This window comes from Pyxidicoccus caerfyrddinensis (genome assembly GCF_010894405.1).
Taxonomy (GTDB): Bacteria; Myxococcota; Myxococcia; order Myxococcales; family Myxococcaceae; genus Myxococcus; species Myxococcus caerfyrddinensis.
In genome coordinates, this window is the sequence record NZ_JAAIYA010000033.1 from 103,283 (window position 1) to 119,429 (window position 16,147).

Annotated in this window: 9 protein-coding genes; 3 read left to right on the forward strand and 6 right to left on the reverse strand. The window is 70.4% G+C overall.

Going from position 1 to position 16,147, the window contains the following annotated elements:
• Positions 1-40: 40 nt before the first annotated feature.
• Positions 41-1,153, reverse strand: coding sequence for a hypothetical protein (locus tag G4D86_RS46325; protein WP_164001818.1), 1,113 nt, complete (start codon positions 1,151-1,153; stop codon positions 41-43).
• A gap of 120 nt (positions 1,154-1,273) precedes the next feature.
• On the opposite strand from G4D86_RS46325, the gene G4D86_RS46330 reads away from it, so the two are divergent.
• Positions 1,274-1,576 carry a hypothetical protein gene (locus G4D86_RS46330; RefSeq protein ID WP_164001820.1) on the forward strand — a complete coding sequence of 101 codons (303 nt, stop codon included), beginning with the start codon at positions 1,274-1,276 and terminating at the stop codon, positions 1,574-1,576.
• Between the two features lies 1 nt (position 1,577).
• On the opposite strand, the gene G4D86_RS46335 is transcribed toward G4D86_RS46330, so the two are convergent.
• From G4D86_RS46335 to G4D86_RS46350, 4 genes are all read right to left on the reverse strand, one after another.
• A complete protein-coding gene (locus tag G4D86_RS46335; RefSeq protein ID WP_164001822.1) occupies positions 1,578-4,652 on the reverse strand; it encodes a serine/threonine-protein kinase in 3,075 nt (1,024 codons plus the stop codon).
• 14 nt (positions 4,653-4,666) lie between these two features.
• The gene (locus G4D86_RS46340; RefSeq protein WP_164001824.1) at positions 4,667-5,557 is read right to left on the reverse strand and encodes a sigma-70 family RNA polymerase sigma factor; all 891 of its coding nucleotides are present in this window, start codon (positions 5,555-5,557) and stop codon (positions 4,667-4,669) included.
• A 97-nt stretch (positions 5,558-5,654) separates the two neighbouring features.
• Positions 5,655-9,137, reverse strand: coding sequence for a M4 family metallopeptidase (locus tag G4D86_RS46345; RefSeq protein WP_164001825.1), 3,483 nt, complete (start codon positions 9,135-9,137; stop codon positions 5,655-5,657).
• A gap of 99 nt (positions 9,138-9,236) precedes the next feature.
• Positions 9,237-12,014 carry a hypothetical protein gene (locus tag G4D86_RS46350; RefSeq protein ID WP_164001827.1) on the reverse strand — a complete coding sequence of 926 codons (2,778 nt, stop codon included), beginning with the start codon at positions 12,012-12,014 and terminating at the stop codon, positions 9,237-9,239.
• 96 nt (positions 12,015-12,110) lie between these two features.
• Between G4D86_RS46350 and G4D86_RS46355 the strand changes: the two genes are divergently transcribed.
• On the forward strand, positions 12,111-15,113 hold the full coding sequence (locus G4D86_RS46355) for a TIR domain-containing protein (RefSeq protein ID WP_275899232.1): 3,003 nt from the start codon (positions 12,111-12,113) through the stop codon (positions 15,111-15,113).
• A 7-nt stretch (positions 15,114-15,120) separates the two neighbouring features.
• Here G4D86_RS46355 and G4D86_RS46360 read toward each other — a convergent pair whose 3' ends face one another.
• Positions 15,121-15,348 (reverse strand): tetratricopeptide repeat-containing protein, encoded by a 228-nt coding sequence (locus G4D86_RS46360; protein ID WP_164001831.1) that lies wholly within the window; start codon positions 15,346-15,348, stop codon positions 15,121-15,123.
• Positions 15,349-15,410: 62 nt separating this feature from the next.
• On the opposite strand from G4D86_RS46360, the gene G4D86_RS46365 reads away from it, so the two are divergent.
• Entirely contained in the window at positions 15,411-15,974 is a 564-nt protein-coding gene (locus G4D86_RS46365; protein ID WP_164001833.1) for an NUDIX domain-containing protein, read from the forward strand.
• Positions 15,975-16,147 lie beyond the last annotated feature (173 nt).

The following is a 16,147-nucleotide window of genomic DNA, read 5'->3' on the forward strand; positions in this document are numbered from 1 at the left end:
GACTCGGGCTTTCGTGCATGGAGGTCGTCATGTCGGAGGGCTAGCGCTCGGTGATGGGCGCGCCAGGGTGGGCCTCGTTGTAGAGCGCCACCCACGTCGCCAGCTTGAAGTGCGAGGCGTCATCGCCGAAGGGCACGGAGGCGCCGTCGGCGTTCGTGGCGGGCGTGCCCCAGGGCGCGGGCGCATCCGGCGTGGCCGAGTAGGCCCAGCGGATGAGGCTCACCAGGTCCGTGGGGCTCATTTCGTTCCAGCGCACGGCGAAGCCCACCATGGCGCCAAAGTTGCCATTGCGGACGTCTCCTGGATTGGTGTCGGCGTCTCCCAGGGAGCCGTGGGCGTTCTGGATGCCCCAGGGGCCGCCCAGGCCCTGGGCAAGCTCCACGAAGGCGCTGAAGTGGTGCGACACGTTGCTGGTCTTCGTATAGAGGCTGTCGAGGACGGCGGGGTTGTAGCCCTGGTCGGCGTTCATCAGCTTCCCGCACAGCTTGTAGTGCGTCTCCTCGAGCGAGGAGCCGGCGATGTGGCCGTGGCGTCCGGCGAAGTTCTCGAAACTGACCGCGCCCGGCGGCTCGCTGGCGAAGGCGAACGTGACGAGATGGCGGAACAGGCGCGGGTCGTCTCCGGAGATGCGCGCCGCCTCGTCCAGGACGGAGAACATGTAGTCCGCGGACGTAATCGTCCCCGCGGCGAGCTGCTCCAGCTTGCCGACCGAGAACTCGTACATCAGCAACTCGTTCCCCGACAGGCCGCGGATGTCGGCCAGCTGGGCCTCGGTGATGGGCTCCAGGCCGTTCTGCGCCCGCACGTCGGACAGCCTCGAGATGAGCGCCTCGACGTCGGGAGTGGCGGTGATGTTCGGGTCGTAGAAGACGGGGGTGGTGTCCGTGGAGCGGGGCGCCTGCTCGAGCCCGCCGGGCTTCTCGGCGCCCTGCGGCTTGCGGGGGCGCGTGAGGCCCGGGGGCGGCTGGACGTCCGCGGGCTGCACCACCACCTTCGGCGCGGGAACGGACGGCGTGAAGGAGTCCGTGAAGCGCGACGGCGGCCCGCCCCGCGGCCCTGGATTGACGGCACCCGGACTGGCAACCGTGGAAGGGGTCTGCAACGGGGTGGACTGCACCGGAACGACACCAGGCTTGAATCCGCGAATCATCATGTCTCTGCCTCCTGAAGGGATGACAAAGGCAGGCGAAATGACGTCGCACTGAATCGACTTTTCGGGCCGGGAGTCGTTAACCTGTCTCGGCCGTTGATGTGTCACGAGGGGGAAGCCGCCATGTCGAATCGGATTTCGCAGCAGAGCAGCCCGTTCCAACCCACGACGCTCAAGGGGCCTGATGCCCCCACCGCGCCCCAGACGGCCCTGAGCCCGGCGCGGCCGGAGCCCAAGCCTCCCCCGCCCACCGTCGACGAGTTCGTCCAGGACGTGGCCCGCAACTTCGAGCGGATTCTGGGCCAGGTGGGGGCGCTGGCCTCGGGAGTCGTCGACCCGCATGTCAAGGGTACCGACAAGGAGCCGCCCGCCGGCGGCCTCATCAACGGCGACGGGAAGCCCGAAGCGCCCGTCAGGCACTCGTAGGTCAGCGCGACGGGATGCGCGCCGCCAGCCACCTCGCCACGTCGGCGGCATCCCAATCCCGCCGCTGGGTGGAGCGCCCGTAGTCCGCCGCCGCGCCGCGCGCTTCGTCCAGCGCGGCGCGCTGCTTCCCGTTGAGCCACAGCGCGCGGGCCAGCACGAAGCGCGTCTCGCCCACGTTGGCGGGGTCCGCGCCATGGGTGGCCCGCAGCGCCAGGGCCCGCCTCGCGGCCTCTTCCGCCGCGGCGGCCCTGCCCTGCTCCACCTGCGTCAGCGCCAGCCCGGTGAGGATGTCCGCCAGCGCATCGGAGCCCGTGGCGTTCGCCGCCTGCTCCGTCCGGGCCGCCGACTCGAACAGCCGCTGCGCCTCCGCCCACCGCCCGCTCGCCGACAACGCGTGTGCGAGCGTGGACTCGTAGAAGGAGAAGTCCGCATGTCCCGCGGGCAGCTTCGCGCGGGCCATGCCCAGCGCGCGCTTCGCGTACTCGACCGCCTGGGTATGGTCGCGGCCGCGCAGCTCACACAGCGACAGGTCGCCGTAGGCCTCCGCGACCTCCAGGCTGTCATCGCCAGAGCCCCGGCGCGCGAGCTCCACCACCCGGCGCAGGTCCTGTCGGGCCTCGTCGAACCGGCCCAGCTCCTGGAACAGGATGGCCCGGCTGGTCAACGGGATGGCCAGGTCCGGGTGCTCGGGGCCGTCCAGTTCCTCCAGGAGCCGCACCGCGCGGTCGTAGTACGCCCTGCCTCCCGCGGCGTCACCCTGCCTGCGGGCGATGCGGCCCAGGTGGGTGACGAGGGCCACCACCGCGGGGTGCTTGGGGCCCAGCGAGTGCTCCGTCGCGGAGAGCGCCTTCTGGAAGACCTCCTTCGCCTCCGCGTCGCGATTCGCGCCGTAGAGGAGCGTGCCCCAATTGAGGAGGGCCCGCACCGTGTCCGGGTGGTCGTCGCCCAGCAACCGGCGGTAGGCGGAGACGGCCTCGGCGTTGAGCTTCACCGCGGCCTCCGTGTTCCCCTGCGCGGCCTCGAGCCCCGCGCGGTTGGTGAGCAGCCGCGCGGCCAGCACCGGCTCGCCGCCCACGCGCTCGAGCGCCGCCTCCGCGAGCTCCGCGCCCAGGTGCGCCTCGTCGAAGCGCTTGAGCCGCCGCCCCGCCGCGAAGACGAAGTCCGTCCACGCCCTCGCCGCGAGCAGCTCGTGCCGCCCCGCCTCCGCCGCCACCGCCGCGCGCCGCAGCGTCTCCAGCGCGTCGCGCACGAGCCCGGAGTCGTGCTGCGCCAGCCCGTGCAGGTGCAGCACCTCCGCCGCCACCGGCCGGTAGCCCAGGGCCTCGACGTCCTTGCGCAGCGCCTGGACGGGCTCCATCACCTGGCGGAAGCGGCCGGCCTCGCGCTGCGCGCGCAGGTCCACCAGGGCCAGGCGCACCGCCTCCACCTTCGTCCTCAGCGCGGCGTCCGAGGGAGGCGGCGTGGGCGAGGCGGTGAGCACCGCCACCTCGCCACACGAGGCCAGCTCCGGGAGCGCATGGGCCATGTTCAGCGCGCGGGACACCACGTCCCGGTCCGCCGCGCGGTACAGCGAGGACACGGACTTCAGCGCCTGCAGGCCGCGCGCGAGGCAGCGGTCCTGCAGCCAGAGCGTCTCCTCCGGCAGCCGGTGCACCACCGCGGCCCGGCACACCTCCCGGCGCATCCCCTGCCACTGGTCCGCATAGGTGCCCACCACGCCGCGCGCCGCGTCCCACGCCGTCTGCGCGTGCGGCAGTCGGGTGCCCGCGAAGGCCTGGTGGATGGCCCCCTGGGCCGCTGCGTCCCAGACTCCGTCGAGCGCCTGCTGCTGCGAGTCGCACGCGGCCAGGCGGCTGTGCTGCGCGTACTGCGGCGCCGCGAAGGCGGTGGCCGCCCCGAGCGCCACCACCCCGGCGGCGGCGAGCATGGCCCGCCTGCGCCCCGCGTCCCGGGAGAGCTGCCGCAGCAGCACGTGCATCGACGGGTGACGGTGGGCCGGCTCCGGGGCCAGCCCCTTCAGCACCGCCGACTTCAGCCAGCCGGGGACCTTCCGCCCCCGGCCCGCCGGCACGGGCGCGACGTGGCCGAGCGTGATGTTCCGGCAGACCTCGTCCACGCTGTCCCCGGTGAAGGGGCGCTCGTCGAAGAGGGCCTCGAACAGCGACGCGCAGAAGCTGAACTGGTCCGAGAGCGCGTCCACGGTGCGGCCCGCGAGCTGCTCGGGAGGCATGTACGCCGGCGTCCCCATGACGCGCCCGGGACGGGTGAGCTTGACGTCCAGCGCGCCCGCCGTTGCTCCGGCAACCTCGGGGCGCACGGGGTGCGCGTCCGAGGCCTGCAGCACCAGCCCGAAGTCGGTGACGCGCGCGCGGCCGTCCTCGCCCACCAGCAGGTTGTCCGGCTTGATGTCGCGGTGAATCAGCCCGTGCGCGTGCGCGGCCTCGAGCCCCCGGCCCACCTGCACGAAGACGTCCACCACCTCGCGCCAGCCGCGCGGCGCCTGGCGCAGCCACTCGCGCAGGTTGCCGCCGCGCACGTACTCCATGGCGATGAACAGGCCCCCGTCCCACGTGCCGACGTCGTGGATGCCCACCACGTGAGGGTGCGCGAGCCGGGCCATCGCCTGGGCCTCGCGCTGCAGCCGGGGCTGCGCCTCGTCACCCAGGAGCGCGACGAGCTCGCTGCGCAGCAGCTTGAGGCACACCGTGCGGTCCAGCTCCGGGTCCCACGCGGTGTACACCACGCCCATCCCGCCCTCGCCCAGCGGCCGCAGCACGACGTAGCGGCCCACCCGGGTGCCCTGCGCGAGTCGTCCCTCCCCAGAGGGCTGTGTGGGCTTGGAGGTCGCGGCAGCGGCCCGGCCCCGGCGCGCTCGCGCGGGAGAGAGCGGCACCGTGCGCTCCGGGTCGCCCGTGTAATCCGCGTCACCGTCACCCGCGCCGGCATTGAGCCACTGCGCCAGCAGCTCGCGGCAGGAGGCACAACCGGCGACGTGCGCGTCGACGTCCGCGCGCACGGCTTCTGGCAGGTGGCCGCCCGCGTAGTCCAGCAGCGCGTTCTCATCGAGGCAGCCCATGGGCTCGCGCGCGCTCATTTCTGGAAGAGCTGGCTGATGCGCAGCTCCAGGTTGCTGCGCAGCAGGCGGATGATGCTCTGCAGCTCGTCAGGGGTCAGCTTGTAGCGCTCCTTCAGCAGCCGCAGCGTGTGCTTCACCATGGCCTCCCGGGCGTTGCCGAGCCTGCGGCTCAGGGTGGCGCGGTGCACCTGGTAGTGCCGCGCGAGCTGCTCCACCCCCACCCCGTCCGCGAAGTGGAGCCGCAAGAGCGTCTTGTCCTGGGGGTCCAGCGCCTCCAGCGCGGCCCGGAAGCACTCGGCGAACTCGCGCTGGTGGCGGCGGCGCAGGTAGTCGAGTTCGGGGTCCGCGCGGTCCGACGGGAGGTCGAGCAGCGCGTCGTCACCCTCGTCCTGGCGGGTGGCGCCCCGGAGATTCAACGCATCGCGGATGACCGCGGCCCGCACCCAGCCCACCAGCGGGCCGCGGCCCGAGTAGTCCAGGATGCGCGGCGCGTCTCCCACGAACAGCTTCTGCCGCAGTTGCTGGGCGAGCTCCTCGCGGAACGCGGGCGACGGGTCCATCCGCTCCGCGGCCCTGACGGCCCTGGCGAGGACCTGCTCGTCGAAGTGACGCAGCGCGAGCGGCTCCTTCCGCGAGCACGCGAAGGCGAGCAGCAGGTCCCCCACGTGGAGCGCCTCCAGTCCCTGCTCCACCGGGGCACCGGGCAGGAGCCGCTCCGCCATGAAGGCGACGAAGTCCTCCAGGGAAAGCTCCAGCTCCAGCTCCGGCCACGCCGCCGCCGCCTCTGAGACGCGGGCCTGGAGCCGGGCCTCGAGCCAGTCGCTGGAAGGACCGGTGGGAGCGACACCTTCCGGGAGGTGGCGGGTGAAGACGGCAACCAGACTCGCGGCCGGCGTGGGGAGCACGGCCACACTCTAGGTCATCCGGACTCCCACGCACGAACGCCGCCGCTCCGCGTAGGGGAGCGACGGCGTCCGGTGCCTCAGCTCAGCGCGGGTGGACTCAGGCTTCGAACCCGAGCTGCGTGTACACGACGCTGGCGTTGTCGATGCGGAAGGTGGTCGGCAGGCCGGCGTCCTCGCGGACCTTGAAGCGCAGCCGCACCGTCTTGCCCTTGAAGGTCGTGAGGTTCACCGTACGCCGCTGGTAGCCGCGGAAGGTCTCCTCCCCGCTCAGGTCGGTGTTGGCCGTGACGGTCTGCAGGGGCTGCCATGCACCGTCCGGGAGCACCTGCGCTTCGACCAGGAGCGAGTCGGTGGTGCCAGCGTTGTCCTCCTGGGTGTCGATGGCCAGGCGGAAGCTGAGCTGCGCCGTCAGGAGGTCCTGGGGCAGGCCGACAATCTGCGAGAGGTAGCCCTCGTGCTGCACGCCCTTGCCTCCGAGCCGGGCGTGCCTCGAGCCGAGGAAGGCCCGGGCGACGTTCTCGTCGTTGACCGGCACGGAGACCGCGCCGCTGAAGAGCCAGGAGGCCGTGCCGTCCTCGAAGTCCCCGTTGGACAGCGCCTGCTTCACGCCCTTGAGCGTGAGCGTCGTACCGGCCGACTGCGCGACGAGCGCGTTGGCGTGGTCGTAGATGCGCGCCACGACGGTGGACGAGCCCGTGGGCCAGCCCTTCGTCGAGATGAGGCTCGGGAACGCAGGGCCCTGCAGGCCCGTGGCCTTCACCACTCCGCCCACCAGGTACTCGACCTTCTTGATGCGCTCCGGTGCATAGCCGCTGAGGCCCACGAAGTCGAAGCGCAGGGTCTGCTCGTCCTCGCGCAGCACCAGCTTCGGAGCGCTGACCTTGACCGGGGCCGTGTAGGTCACGCTGACGTTGTCGAGGCCGTAGTCCTTGTCACCCACCAGGGTGTTGGTGCTGAAGCCCAGCTTGAGGGTGCGGCCGCGGAAGGGCAGCAGGTCGAGCTGTGCGCGGCGGTAGTGGCGGCCTGCGGTGAAGTACTTCACGTCCTCGCGGTCGAAGGTGGCCAGGGTCGTGAGGGTCCCCGTGTTCTCGTCCCGGACGGACGCCGCGAGCACTCCGCCCTCCTGGGCGTCCCTCTCGACGCGCACCCGGAAGCTCCACGTGGCGGAGGTGGCGTCCGCGGGGATGCTCACCACCTGGGTCACCTGCCCGAGCGCGCTGAAGACCGCGTTGTAGGCGCCGAGGAAGGGCAGGGGGCGCCCGCCGCCCGACTTGCCGATGACGCCCGCGGTGGCGAACCAGCCGGCCGTGCCGGCCTCGAAGTTCCCGTTCTCCAGCAACTGGTTCGCGCCCACCAGAACCATGGGGAGCTCCCGGTCGGTTTCCTTGAGCGTGCGGTCCACGGCCTTCACGCGCACCGGGTGGGAGCCGAGGCTCAGCGTGCTGACGTCGAGGTAGGCCTCGAAGGGCGCGAAGTCGGAGTTGCGCTGCTGCGTGCCGGTGCGGAACTCGGTGCGCAGCACGCCCGTGTCGTCCCCGGCGGAGGCGACGACGAACACCGAGCCCTCGCCCTCGTCCAGCGCGGACACGTGGGTGTCCCAGATGACAGGGGGCGTGGAGTCCGTCGCAACCTGTCCCACCGCGACGGCGCCGAAGGCGTCCTTCACGGCGTTGTGCACGCGGCTGCCCTCGCCGTACACCTGCTTCGCGGCGGAGAGGTAGGCCGAGCGCAGCTGGTTGAAGTCCGGCTCCTCCGGCAGGTACGCGGTGGTGGCCACGTACCAGAGCTCACCGGCCCGGTCCGCGCCGATGCCGGCCATGCCGTTGGGCAGGTAGCCGCTGTAGCGCGTGCTGTCGGGGTTGCTCACCGCGCCGTGCGCGAGCAGCACGAAGGCGTGCCCGTAGAGCGTGCCGATGACGTGTACCGGCTCCTTGTGGATGAACGCGCTGAAGTAGCGCAGGCCGTGGCGCACCTCGCCGCTGCCGTTCTTCTCCGGGTAGCCCTCGGGGTTGACCATGCGCGTGCGGAAGTTCCAGCCGGCGTGGGTGTCGGGGATGTGCCAGCCGAGCCCGTCGTGGCCGAGCGTGTAGAACTCGGCCAGCGAGCCCATCACGTCACCATGGCCCTCGTTGAGGCCCGAGGCGACCTGCTCATCGGTCGCGCCGAGCTCGTACTGCCACACGCCGTGGCCCAGCTCGTGCGCGACAATCTCCAGGCTGGTCTTCGGAGCGATGTTGTCCTCGCCCGCGGTGCAGCACTTGTTGCCGTCACCGAAGAACGGAATCTCGTGCTGGTTGCTCCAGTGCGCGTCCGTGTACTCGTGCCCGTAGTGGACGCGGGGGTTGATGGAGCTGCCCTTGTTGTCCAGGCCCTTGCGGCCGAACACCCTGGCGAGCATGTCCCAGGTCCGCTCGAGGCCGTAGGCCACGTCCACCGCCGCGGTCTCACCGCGTGTGCTGAAGGTGTCCTGGCCGTCCTCGAACTCGAAGCCGTCGCCCCACTCGTTGTCCGAGCCCACGTAGCGCGAGGTCTTGCTCGCCTTGTGGCTGGTGCCGTTCTTCAGGTTGCGCACCTCGTTGCCGGCGCGGTGCGGATCCTTCATTTCGTGGCGGTTGGCCCCCGCGTTGTAGCGGGTGCTGAGCGTGACGTCGCCGTGTTGGAGCGAGTGGCCGAGGCTCTCGACGGCGTCGTCCGCATGGCTGATGTCCTGACGCTGGGACAGCACGCGCCCCGTCGCCGCGTCGATGACGACCATCAGGGGCGCCTGGGCCAGCTTCGAGCTCTCGGGCGCGAGCCGGCTGCTGGTGCCGTCGGGTTCCTCCTCGTCCAGCGGGTATGCGGAGCCCGCGCGTGACGGGGACGCCGGCGGCGGCTCACCCACGGGGGCGGGCGCGGGCGCCGTCTCCGGCTCGTCCGCCTCCTCGGGTGCCACCTGCGCGAGGTACACGAGGCGGTAGCCGGTGACGTCCCGGTGCATCTGCTCGCTGTTGCGCACGGCGCCCGTGGCGTCCGGCGTGTAGCGCACCTCCACCACGGGCTGGATGGCGAGCTCCAGGCGCGTGCTCAGCGGCTCGGAGGCCGGGCCATGGACACCCTCCGCGACGCGCTGCGCTTCAGCGGAGTCGATGCCCGGAGTGGTGTCCACGGTGATGTAGGAGGCGACGTAGGGCGTCTCCGACGCGCCCGAGGCGTCGCGGTGAGCGACGATGCCGCGGCCCATCACGCGCGCGCCGCGGTGGAACTGGCGGAAGCGGAAGTGGGCGGTGCCGTAGGAGTCCAACTGGGCCTGTACCAGGCGCAGCTCGTCATCGGGCCCCAGGCCGAAGCGGGTGCGTGCGGCGTTGAGCTCCGCCGTCACCTGGGCGGCCTGGTCCGGGAGGGAGAGCTCGAGGCGCTCCCGCTCGCTGGGGCTGAGCTTCGGGCGCAGCGGGGCGTCCGGGTCCACGGCAGTGGTGCTGCCGGGAACGGTGGCCTGGGCACCGACGGTGTGCGGGGTACCCAGGGTGACGCTGGCGGAGAGCAACATGGCGCCCATCCGGAGCGCCCGCGAGGGGCGCCGGCTCAGAGACTTGCGATTCAAGGGAAGCTCCTCCCGCCAGGTGGCGGGCCGTGGATTCGGGAGGGCATCGCTGCCCTGTCCCCATCCAACGGAACGACCCCGGGATTCTCCTCACCGCATCTATTCTTCGAGCCTGACGCGAGCCCCGAAGCGCGCGCTCAGGGCCTCTCGCGTCCCCGGTGAGACGGTGACCCGTCCCAACTGGAGCCACTCGAGCGCGGCGAGGTGGGGTGAGCGCGCCAGGGCGAGCGCCCCTTCGTCGCCGAGCCCGTTGTCACCCAGGTCGAGCCGGCGCAGGCGGACCAGCGGGGCCGCCGCCAGGGCCTTGATGCCTTCGCACCCGAGCCCGTTGCGCGACAGGTCGAGCTCTTCGAGGCTGCCTGCCATGTCCGAGTCCGCCAGGGCGCGGGCGCCACGCGCGCTCAGCTCGTTCCACCTCAGGTCGAGCCGTGTCCACCGCCGGGGCAGGTCCGCCAGGGCCAGCGCGCCTGTGTCGCCAAGCGCCCCGCCTTCGAGCCCGAGGGACTGCAAGCGTGGCAGCGCGGCGAGGACAGGGACGACGCTGACACCGAGCCACCGGCGCTCCAGGGTGAAGTCCTCGAGGGTGCCCGCGAACGCCGCCCGGGTGAGGGCTCGAAGGCCGTCGAGGCCGTAGCTCTGTCCATCGCGGTCATTCGAGATGTCGAGGCTCGTCAGCCGGGGGAACGCGAGCGAGCCGAGAATGGCCGCCAGGTCCTCGTCATGGAGGTGGGTGCCCGTCAAGCCAAGGTGCACCAACTGTCCGAGGTGCGGCGAGCGGGCGAGCTGGGCCGCGCCTCCATCGAAGAGCAGGGTGTCGGTGAACGAGAGCGCGGTGTAGCGCCGCAGCGCGGGCAGCGTGGCGAGCCGGGCCATCGCGTCCGTCGCATCCTCGAGGACGAGCCCCGTGGCGAGCGGCGCGGCACGGAAGAGGGCGTCATGGTGGGCCAGGAACTGCTCGGCCGGAGTCCACACCGTGGACGCGACGGTGTTGCCGCGGCTCAGCAGCGTGACGGTCTCCGCGAGCTCATCGGGCAGCGCGTCGCGCTGCGCCGTGAGGAGCGCGTCCCGCCAGCCCGCCTCCGTGGTTCCACAGGCAGAACGGATGAGCGCGGCATGGGCCGGCCGTGGCCCGTCAACCGCCTCGGCGTACGCCAGCCACCTCCCCTTGTCGTCAGGAGCGTCCCGGAGCCCGAGGAGCAGGGCCTCCTCTCGCGGGCCCACCCTGTCGGGATGGGCGGCCTCCAGCTCCCGGAGGGCCTCATCGTCACGGCCGAGCGCGCGCAGGTAGGCGATACGCGCCTCGCGGAGCGCCGGGGCGTCCGAGGTGAGCCTCGCCGCGTCGACGAGGTCGAGGGCGGCTCGCGGTCGGCCGACGCGGAACAGCCTCGCGGCCAGCTCTCCGAGCGCCTCGCTCGCGGGCACGCCCCACGCCATCGCGAGAACCAGCTCGCCAAGCCGCGCGCGCCAGTGGATGAGCGGAATGACTTCGCCGTCACGGGTGATGTGCTGCCAGGCCGGGCCCGGCCCCGAGAGCGCCAGGAGCGCCTCGACGCGGCCGCTCCGTCCGGCGAGCCGGAGCCGGGCGATACGCGCCCCCGCTCCAAGGGCTCCCTCTTCCACGCGGCGCCCCAGGGCCGCATCATCGGCGGCATCGGACAGCGCGGCGTCCTCGAGCAGGGCGTCATCCGCCACGGGCTCGCCGAGGTCGACGACCCGTAGCAGCGCTCCGTCGCCATCGCGCAGCTCCCAGCGCCCGCACTCGTATTCGCCCGCGTTGTCACCCGTCTGCCCGACCGGCCCCGTCCGCATGACGCCGCCAGCACCACCGGGGCCCGCCTCGTCCAGCGGTCTGCGCAGGGTCCGAATGAGCTCGACGCCCATGTCATAGACGGACTCACGGCGCACGACGCCGGCGGCATCACCATGGCGCCACACCCCGTCCTGTTGTTTGTACTTGCCCTTGCGGACCCGCTGGCCCTCGGCACTCAGCGCGCCCGAGGGGTGGAACGAACGGCAATACCCATCCTCGCGCTTCTCCTCTCGAAGCTGGCCGTTCCGGTACCACAGGCGCATCCCGAGCACCTCATCGCCGTTCTCGCCCCGCCGGCACATCTCCACCCACTCGCCGCCAGCCATCGGGCTCGCGAGTGGCGAGACCCCGGGCGGCCGGGGCGGAATGGGGACGCCGCTTTCGTTGACCTCGTCCCCGGCCTCATCGCGGAAGCGGGTCGCCATGAGGTTGCCCTGCTCGTAGACACACTCGTAGACCGCGATGACGGGGGCGACGTTGTCGAGCGGGCGCAGAGGCACCACGGTCGGAGAGCCCGGCCGGTAGCAGGTGCGTACACCCTCGATGCGGCCCTGGACATAGGTGCACTCCTGGGCCAGCGAGCCATCGGCATAGAAGCGCTGCGCCCGGCCGTGGGGCAGCCCCTGGACGTGCTCGCACTCGGAGATGAAGCAGCCCTTGGCGTCCCAGTAGCGAATCCGGCCGTGGAGGCGCCCCTCCGCGTCACGTGGCCCCTCCACCCATTCCTGCTCACCTTCGGACCACCAGGCGGCAGGGGGGCGCTGGTCTCTGCGACGGAGGGGCTGGCTCATGGGACGACTGTAGCGAAGAGCGCCTGTCAGGGACTCGGACAGGTCGCCCGTTGCGGAGGAGGCGTCGAACCAGCGCTCCGCCACGGTTCGGACGAAGCGAATCGCCAGGGCGAGGCCCTCTTCATCCTCCACGAACGGCAGCGCATGGGCCGCCACGATGATACGGCGGGGCTGCTGGTAGCCGCCGCGGGACTCGCGGACGAAGGCAGGAGTCAGCTCATCCACGAGGTTGGGGATGAAACCCAGCGTGCCGCGGTGCTGGAGAGTGAATGGCACCAGCCTGGGTCAGGTGCCCGTCTCGCGGAGCGAAGCGTAGACCGCTCGCAGGAGCGCGAGGTGCGGCCCTCGTGGGTTCCGCTTCACCCGGCCGTGATGCACGAGCTCCCCTCCCTCTCAAGCCCGGGTTCCATTCCAGGCTTCCACTGTCACCCAAGATGCATTGGTTTGAGTTTCAGGGCCGTGCCGGGTTGGTGCCAACCACAGTCACGTGCTTGGCTCAGGACTCATGGCCTGGCTGGAAAGAGGGGGACAGCCTTGAGCGCATCTTCCAACGAGCCCGCGACTGGGCTGACCCGCCCGCAGGTTCCCTCCGGGCCTGGCAGCTCGGACTCCTGGTTCTCTCGCGTCCTCGATTGGCTCCTCCGCTTCTTCGAGGGAGCCGACTACTTCATCTCCTATTCGCGGCTGGATGGAGGGGAGTACGTGGACGCACTGGTCATGACGCTCCATGGCCAGGGGTATTCGTGCGCGGTGGATTTCGCACAAGGCGAGCCCTCCGAGGAGCTGCCGCCAGGTCTCGAGAAGCAACTCCGCCGAGCGACCTTCTTCGTGTTGGTCGCGACGCTGGGGGCGTGCCGGTCGGGGGCTGTCTTGAAGGAGGTGCAACTGGCTCGGAAGAGGAACCGGCCCATCCTGCTCATCACCTTTCCAGGAGCGGCTCACCAAGAGGCGTGCTGGGCGAACGAGACGAAAGGGTTGCGGCCGTTGTCCCCCCCGGTTCCATGGGAAGGCGGAGTACCTCCCAAAAAGCTCCTGGAGGGCCTCGCGTTTCCACATGGTGCCAAGAAGCTATCCGTCCGTCAGAGGCGTGTCTTCTTGGCGCTCATGACGCTCATTGTCGGGGGCTCCACGGTCCTTGGCGTCATGGGTGTGATGGTGCGGCAAGCCGGGATGGAACTCGATGCCGCGACGCAAGCCACCCAGCGTGCCTGGGCGGCACAGCGGGACACGGAGACGAAGGTGGCGGAGGCACGCCAGGCGCTCGAGCAGGTCCAGCGGGAGGGCGACCGGCTCACAAGGGAAAATAAAAAGGTGAAGCGTGACCTGGACCGGAACAACGCGCTCCTGAAGGCGACGCAGTCCGATGCGAAGCAAAACCGGCAGCTTGCCGCGGAGTTGTCGCTCCAGGAGCGGTCTCGCGAAACCGCAGCGAAGGCGAAAGCGGCCATGGCCAGCCGGCTCGACATCGCCATGCGGCTTTCGGTCCAGGCGCATGAAGAAGCCGACACGCGAGAGTCACGTACCGCACTGATGTCTGGTCTGCTTGGCGCCGGAGCACTTCGCACGTTCGTCGAGCTTCCAGCCGACATCCGGGGCGTGGCGAGTACGAAGGAGGCGCCCGAGAAAGCCTTCGTGCTCACCGGGCAGGAGTTGTGGTGGTGGCCGCTCGAGGGGGCGCGCGAGGCGCGCCGGATACCCCTTCCTTCGGAAGGGCACGCCCTGGCCGCGGCGCATGGCACGCTCTTCATCACCTCGCGCGGAGGCGAAGGTGACGGCTCGCCACGCCTGATGCTCTGGAATGCGACGGACCCCTCGCGGCCTCCCGATTCGCTCGACAGCCCGTTTGGCTACATTCCCACCTTGCGCGTGTCTTCCAAGGGAGAGGTCGCTTGTGGCGTGGCGCCCGAGGAAGGCGTGGTGTGCTGGGACGTGCTCCGCCGCGCCCATGTCATCATCGAGCGGTGGACGCGCCCCCATGACACGCCGCTGGCGCTGCATGAGGATGGAGGGGCCGTCGCATATGTGCACCCGGATGGGCGCGTTCGGTTCAGGTACTTGTCCTCCGGGGCATCAGCCGCGGAGTTGCTCACCGTCCCTTCGATTCGGGATGGCGACTCGCGGGACCCTCGTATCCATGCACTCGCGTTCCAGGAAGAGGGCCTGCTGGCGCTGACCCGGGAGCACACCCTCCTGGAGTGGCGTGAGGTTCGGCAAATCCGCTGGAGGTCGGTGCCGTCGAGGCGCATCCGGTTCGATGACGTGGTCCTCGCCGCGGATGGACGGCAACTCATCGGGAAGACGCCGGGGAAGCTGAGACTCGTGCGCATCCAAGAGAATGAAGAGAGGGAGCTGGAGGTACCCAGGATCGCGGGAGACGGACTGTTCGCGGACTTCGCCGTCAGCCCCCGCTTCCTGCTCGCCACCGTTTCCAGGCGCCATGTGGGTGTCTGGGATTTCGACTCGGCCTTCTTGTCGCTTCGCCGTGCGGTTGACAGCCCGGAGGTGGCGCTGGCCGCGGCGTTCTCCGCGGATGGCGGGCACCTGGCCCTGCTCCAGAAGCAGGTCCTGACCGTGGTGGACCCTGGCAATGATGGGTCCACTCCCCAGCGGATTCCCATCAAGACCTTTGTGGGGCCATATTCCTCGGTGAGTCGCGCGTCAGGTGATTTCAATGGCTGTCGGGTTGAATGGCAGGTCGTCTCTCCCGACGTAAATCGGGGGCAGTACGTGCTGAGCCGCCTGGGAAGGAGCTGCGCGGCGATGGAGCCGGTCGGTACGCTGGGGGATGTCTATGCCCGGCCCCGCCTGAGCCCGGATGGTCACTGGCTTGCCTACTGTTCGAAGGGATTGAAGCTCTGGGACCTGACGACCTCTCCTCCATTGCCATCCGAGGTCGATGCTGTCCCCTGCGATGAGGAAAGCCCTCTGGGCTTCAACGAAGGAGGAACGCTTCTGGCCATCGTCTCCGGTGACGCGCTGGACCGGGTGGAGCTCATGGACGTGCGGACAGGCAGGCTCACGGGGGACTTCATCGAGGAAGAGCCTGCCGCGCGGATTACGTCCGTTGCCATGAGCCCTGATTCCAGGATGATTGCGCTGGGTATGGCGAATGGCGAGGTGCGGCTCTGGGACAGCAGCAACATCCGCCTTCATGAGGTGGGTGAGTTCCCCATCCCCAATGGACTTGCTCCGCAGGTCAGCATGTTCTCCCCCAGGGGTGACAGGCTCCTCGTGGGAGCCTTGGAAGGCAGGCCCTACTTCCTGGCCACCGGCCCCGAACAGTGGGCAGCCATGGCGCGTTCCTGGCAGCTCTCCACCAACCTTCAGGCCGAAGCCACTCTTTCCGGGGAACAGGCTGCGCCGCCCGGAAGGTGAGCACGGGTCACTTCACACGTGCCTCGAAGCCACGCACGTCGTTCTGGATGGCGAGGTCCAGGACCTCCCGCGCGTCCTCGCGCTTCGCGTCCAGGGACTCTTCCCACAGGTCCTTGTAGATGCGTCCCAGGATGCCGCAGGGCTCGGGTGCCGGACCGGAGGCATGGATGCTCTCGCTGAAGAGGATGGGCTGCGCAACATGCAGTGGCTCGAGCAGCTCGGACCGGTCTCGCATGCTGGAGCGTCCAAAGGGTAGGATGGCTGAGCGGCCTCCCCGCTCTCGCTCTGGAGCTCCCGATGCCTCCTCCCGTGAAGGATCGCTTCTGCTCGTTCTGCGGTACCGCCTACGCCGAGCCGCTTGCCTATCCGCGCACCTGTCCCAACGCCGCATGCAAGGTGACGGTATGGGCCAACCCCATTCCCGTCTCCGTGGTGCTCGTACCGGTGCGCTCGGAACAGGGCACGGGGCTGCTGGTGGTGCGGCGGGGTATCGAGCCTCGCAAGGGCATGCTGGCCCTGGTGGGCGGCTTCCTGGAGGAGCACGAGACGTGGCAGGTGGGCGGCGCGCGCGAGGTGTCCGAGGAGGTCGGCGTGACGGTGGACGCGACGAAGCTCACGCCCCTGTGGTTCACCAGCACCGAGCCCCGGCCCAACCGGGTGCTGCTGTTCTCGGTGGCTCCTACCCTCGAGCGCGCCTCGCTCGCGGCCTTCACGCCGAGCTCGGAGTCGCAGGAGCGTGGCGTCATCCATGGGCCGCAGGGACTGGAGGACATCTTCGCCTTCCCCCTGCACATCCAGGCGGCCCGGAAGTGGTTCGAGTCCCAGGGCCTCACCGGTCCCCACCGCTTCACCCCGGCCTAGACCATGGAATCACCCGACGAGAAGACGCTGGCCCTCGGGGTGCTGCGCGTGGAGCGGCTGTCGTACCTCCGGGAGCGCCGAAGACGAAGCCGAAGCTCTGGCGCGCCTGAGCCGCGGCCCGGTTCCTGGGATTCGAGCGACTCCACGGAGTCCTTGGTCTCTTTCAGGTCCGC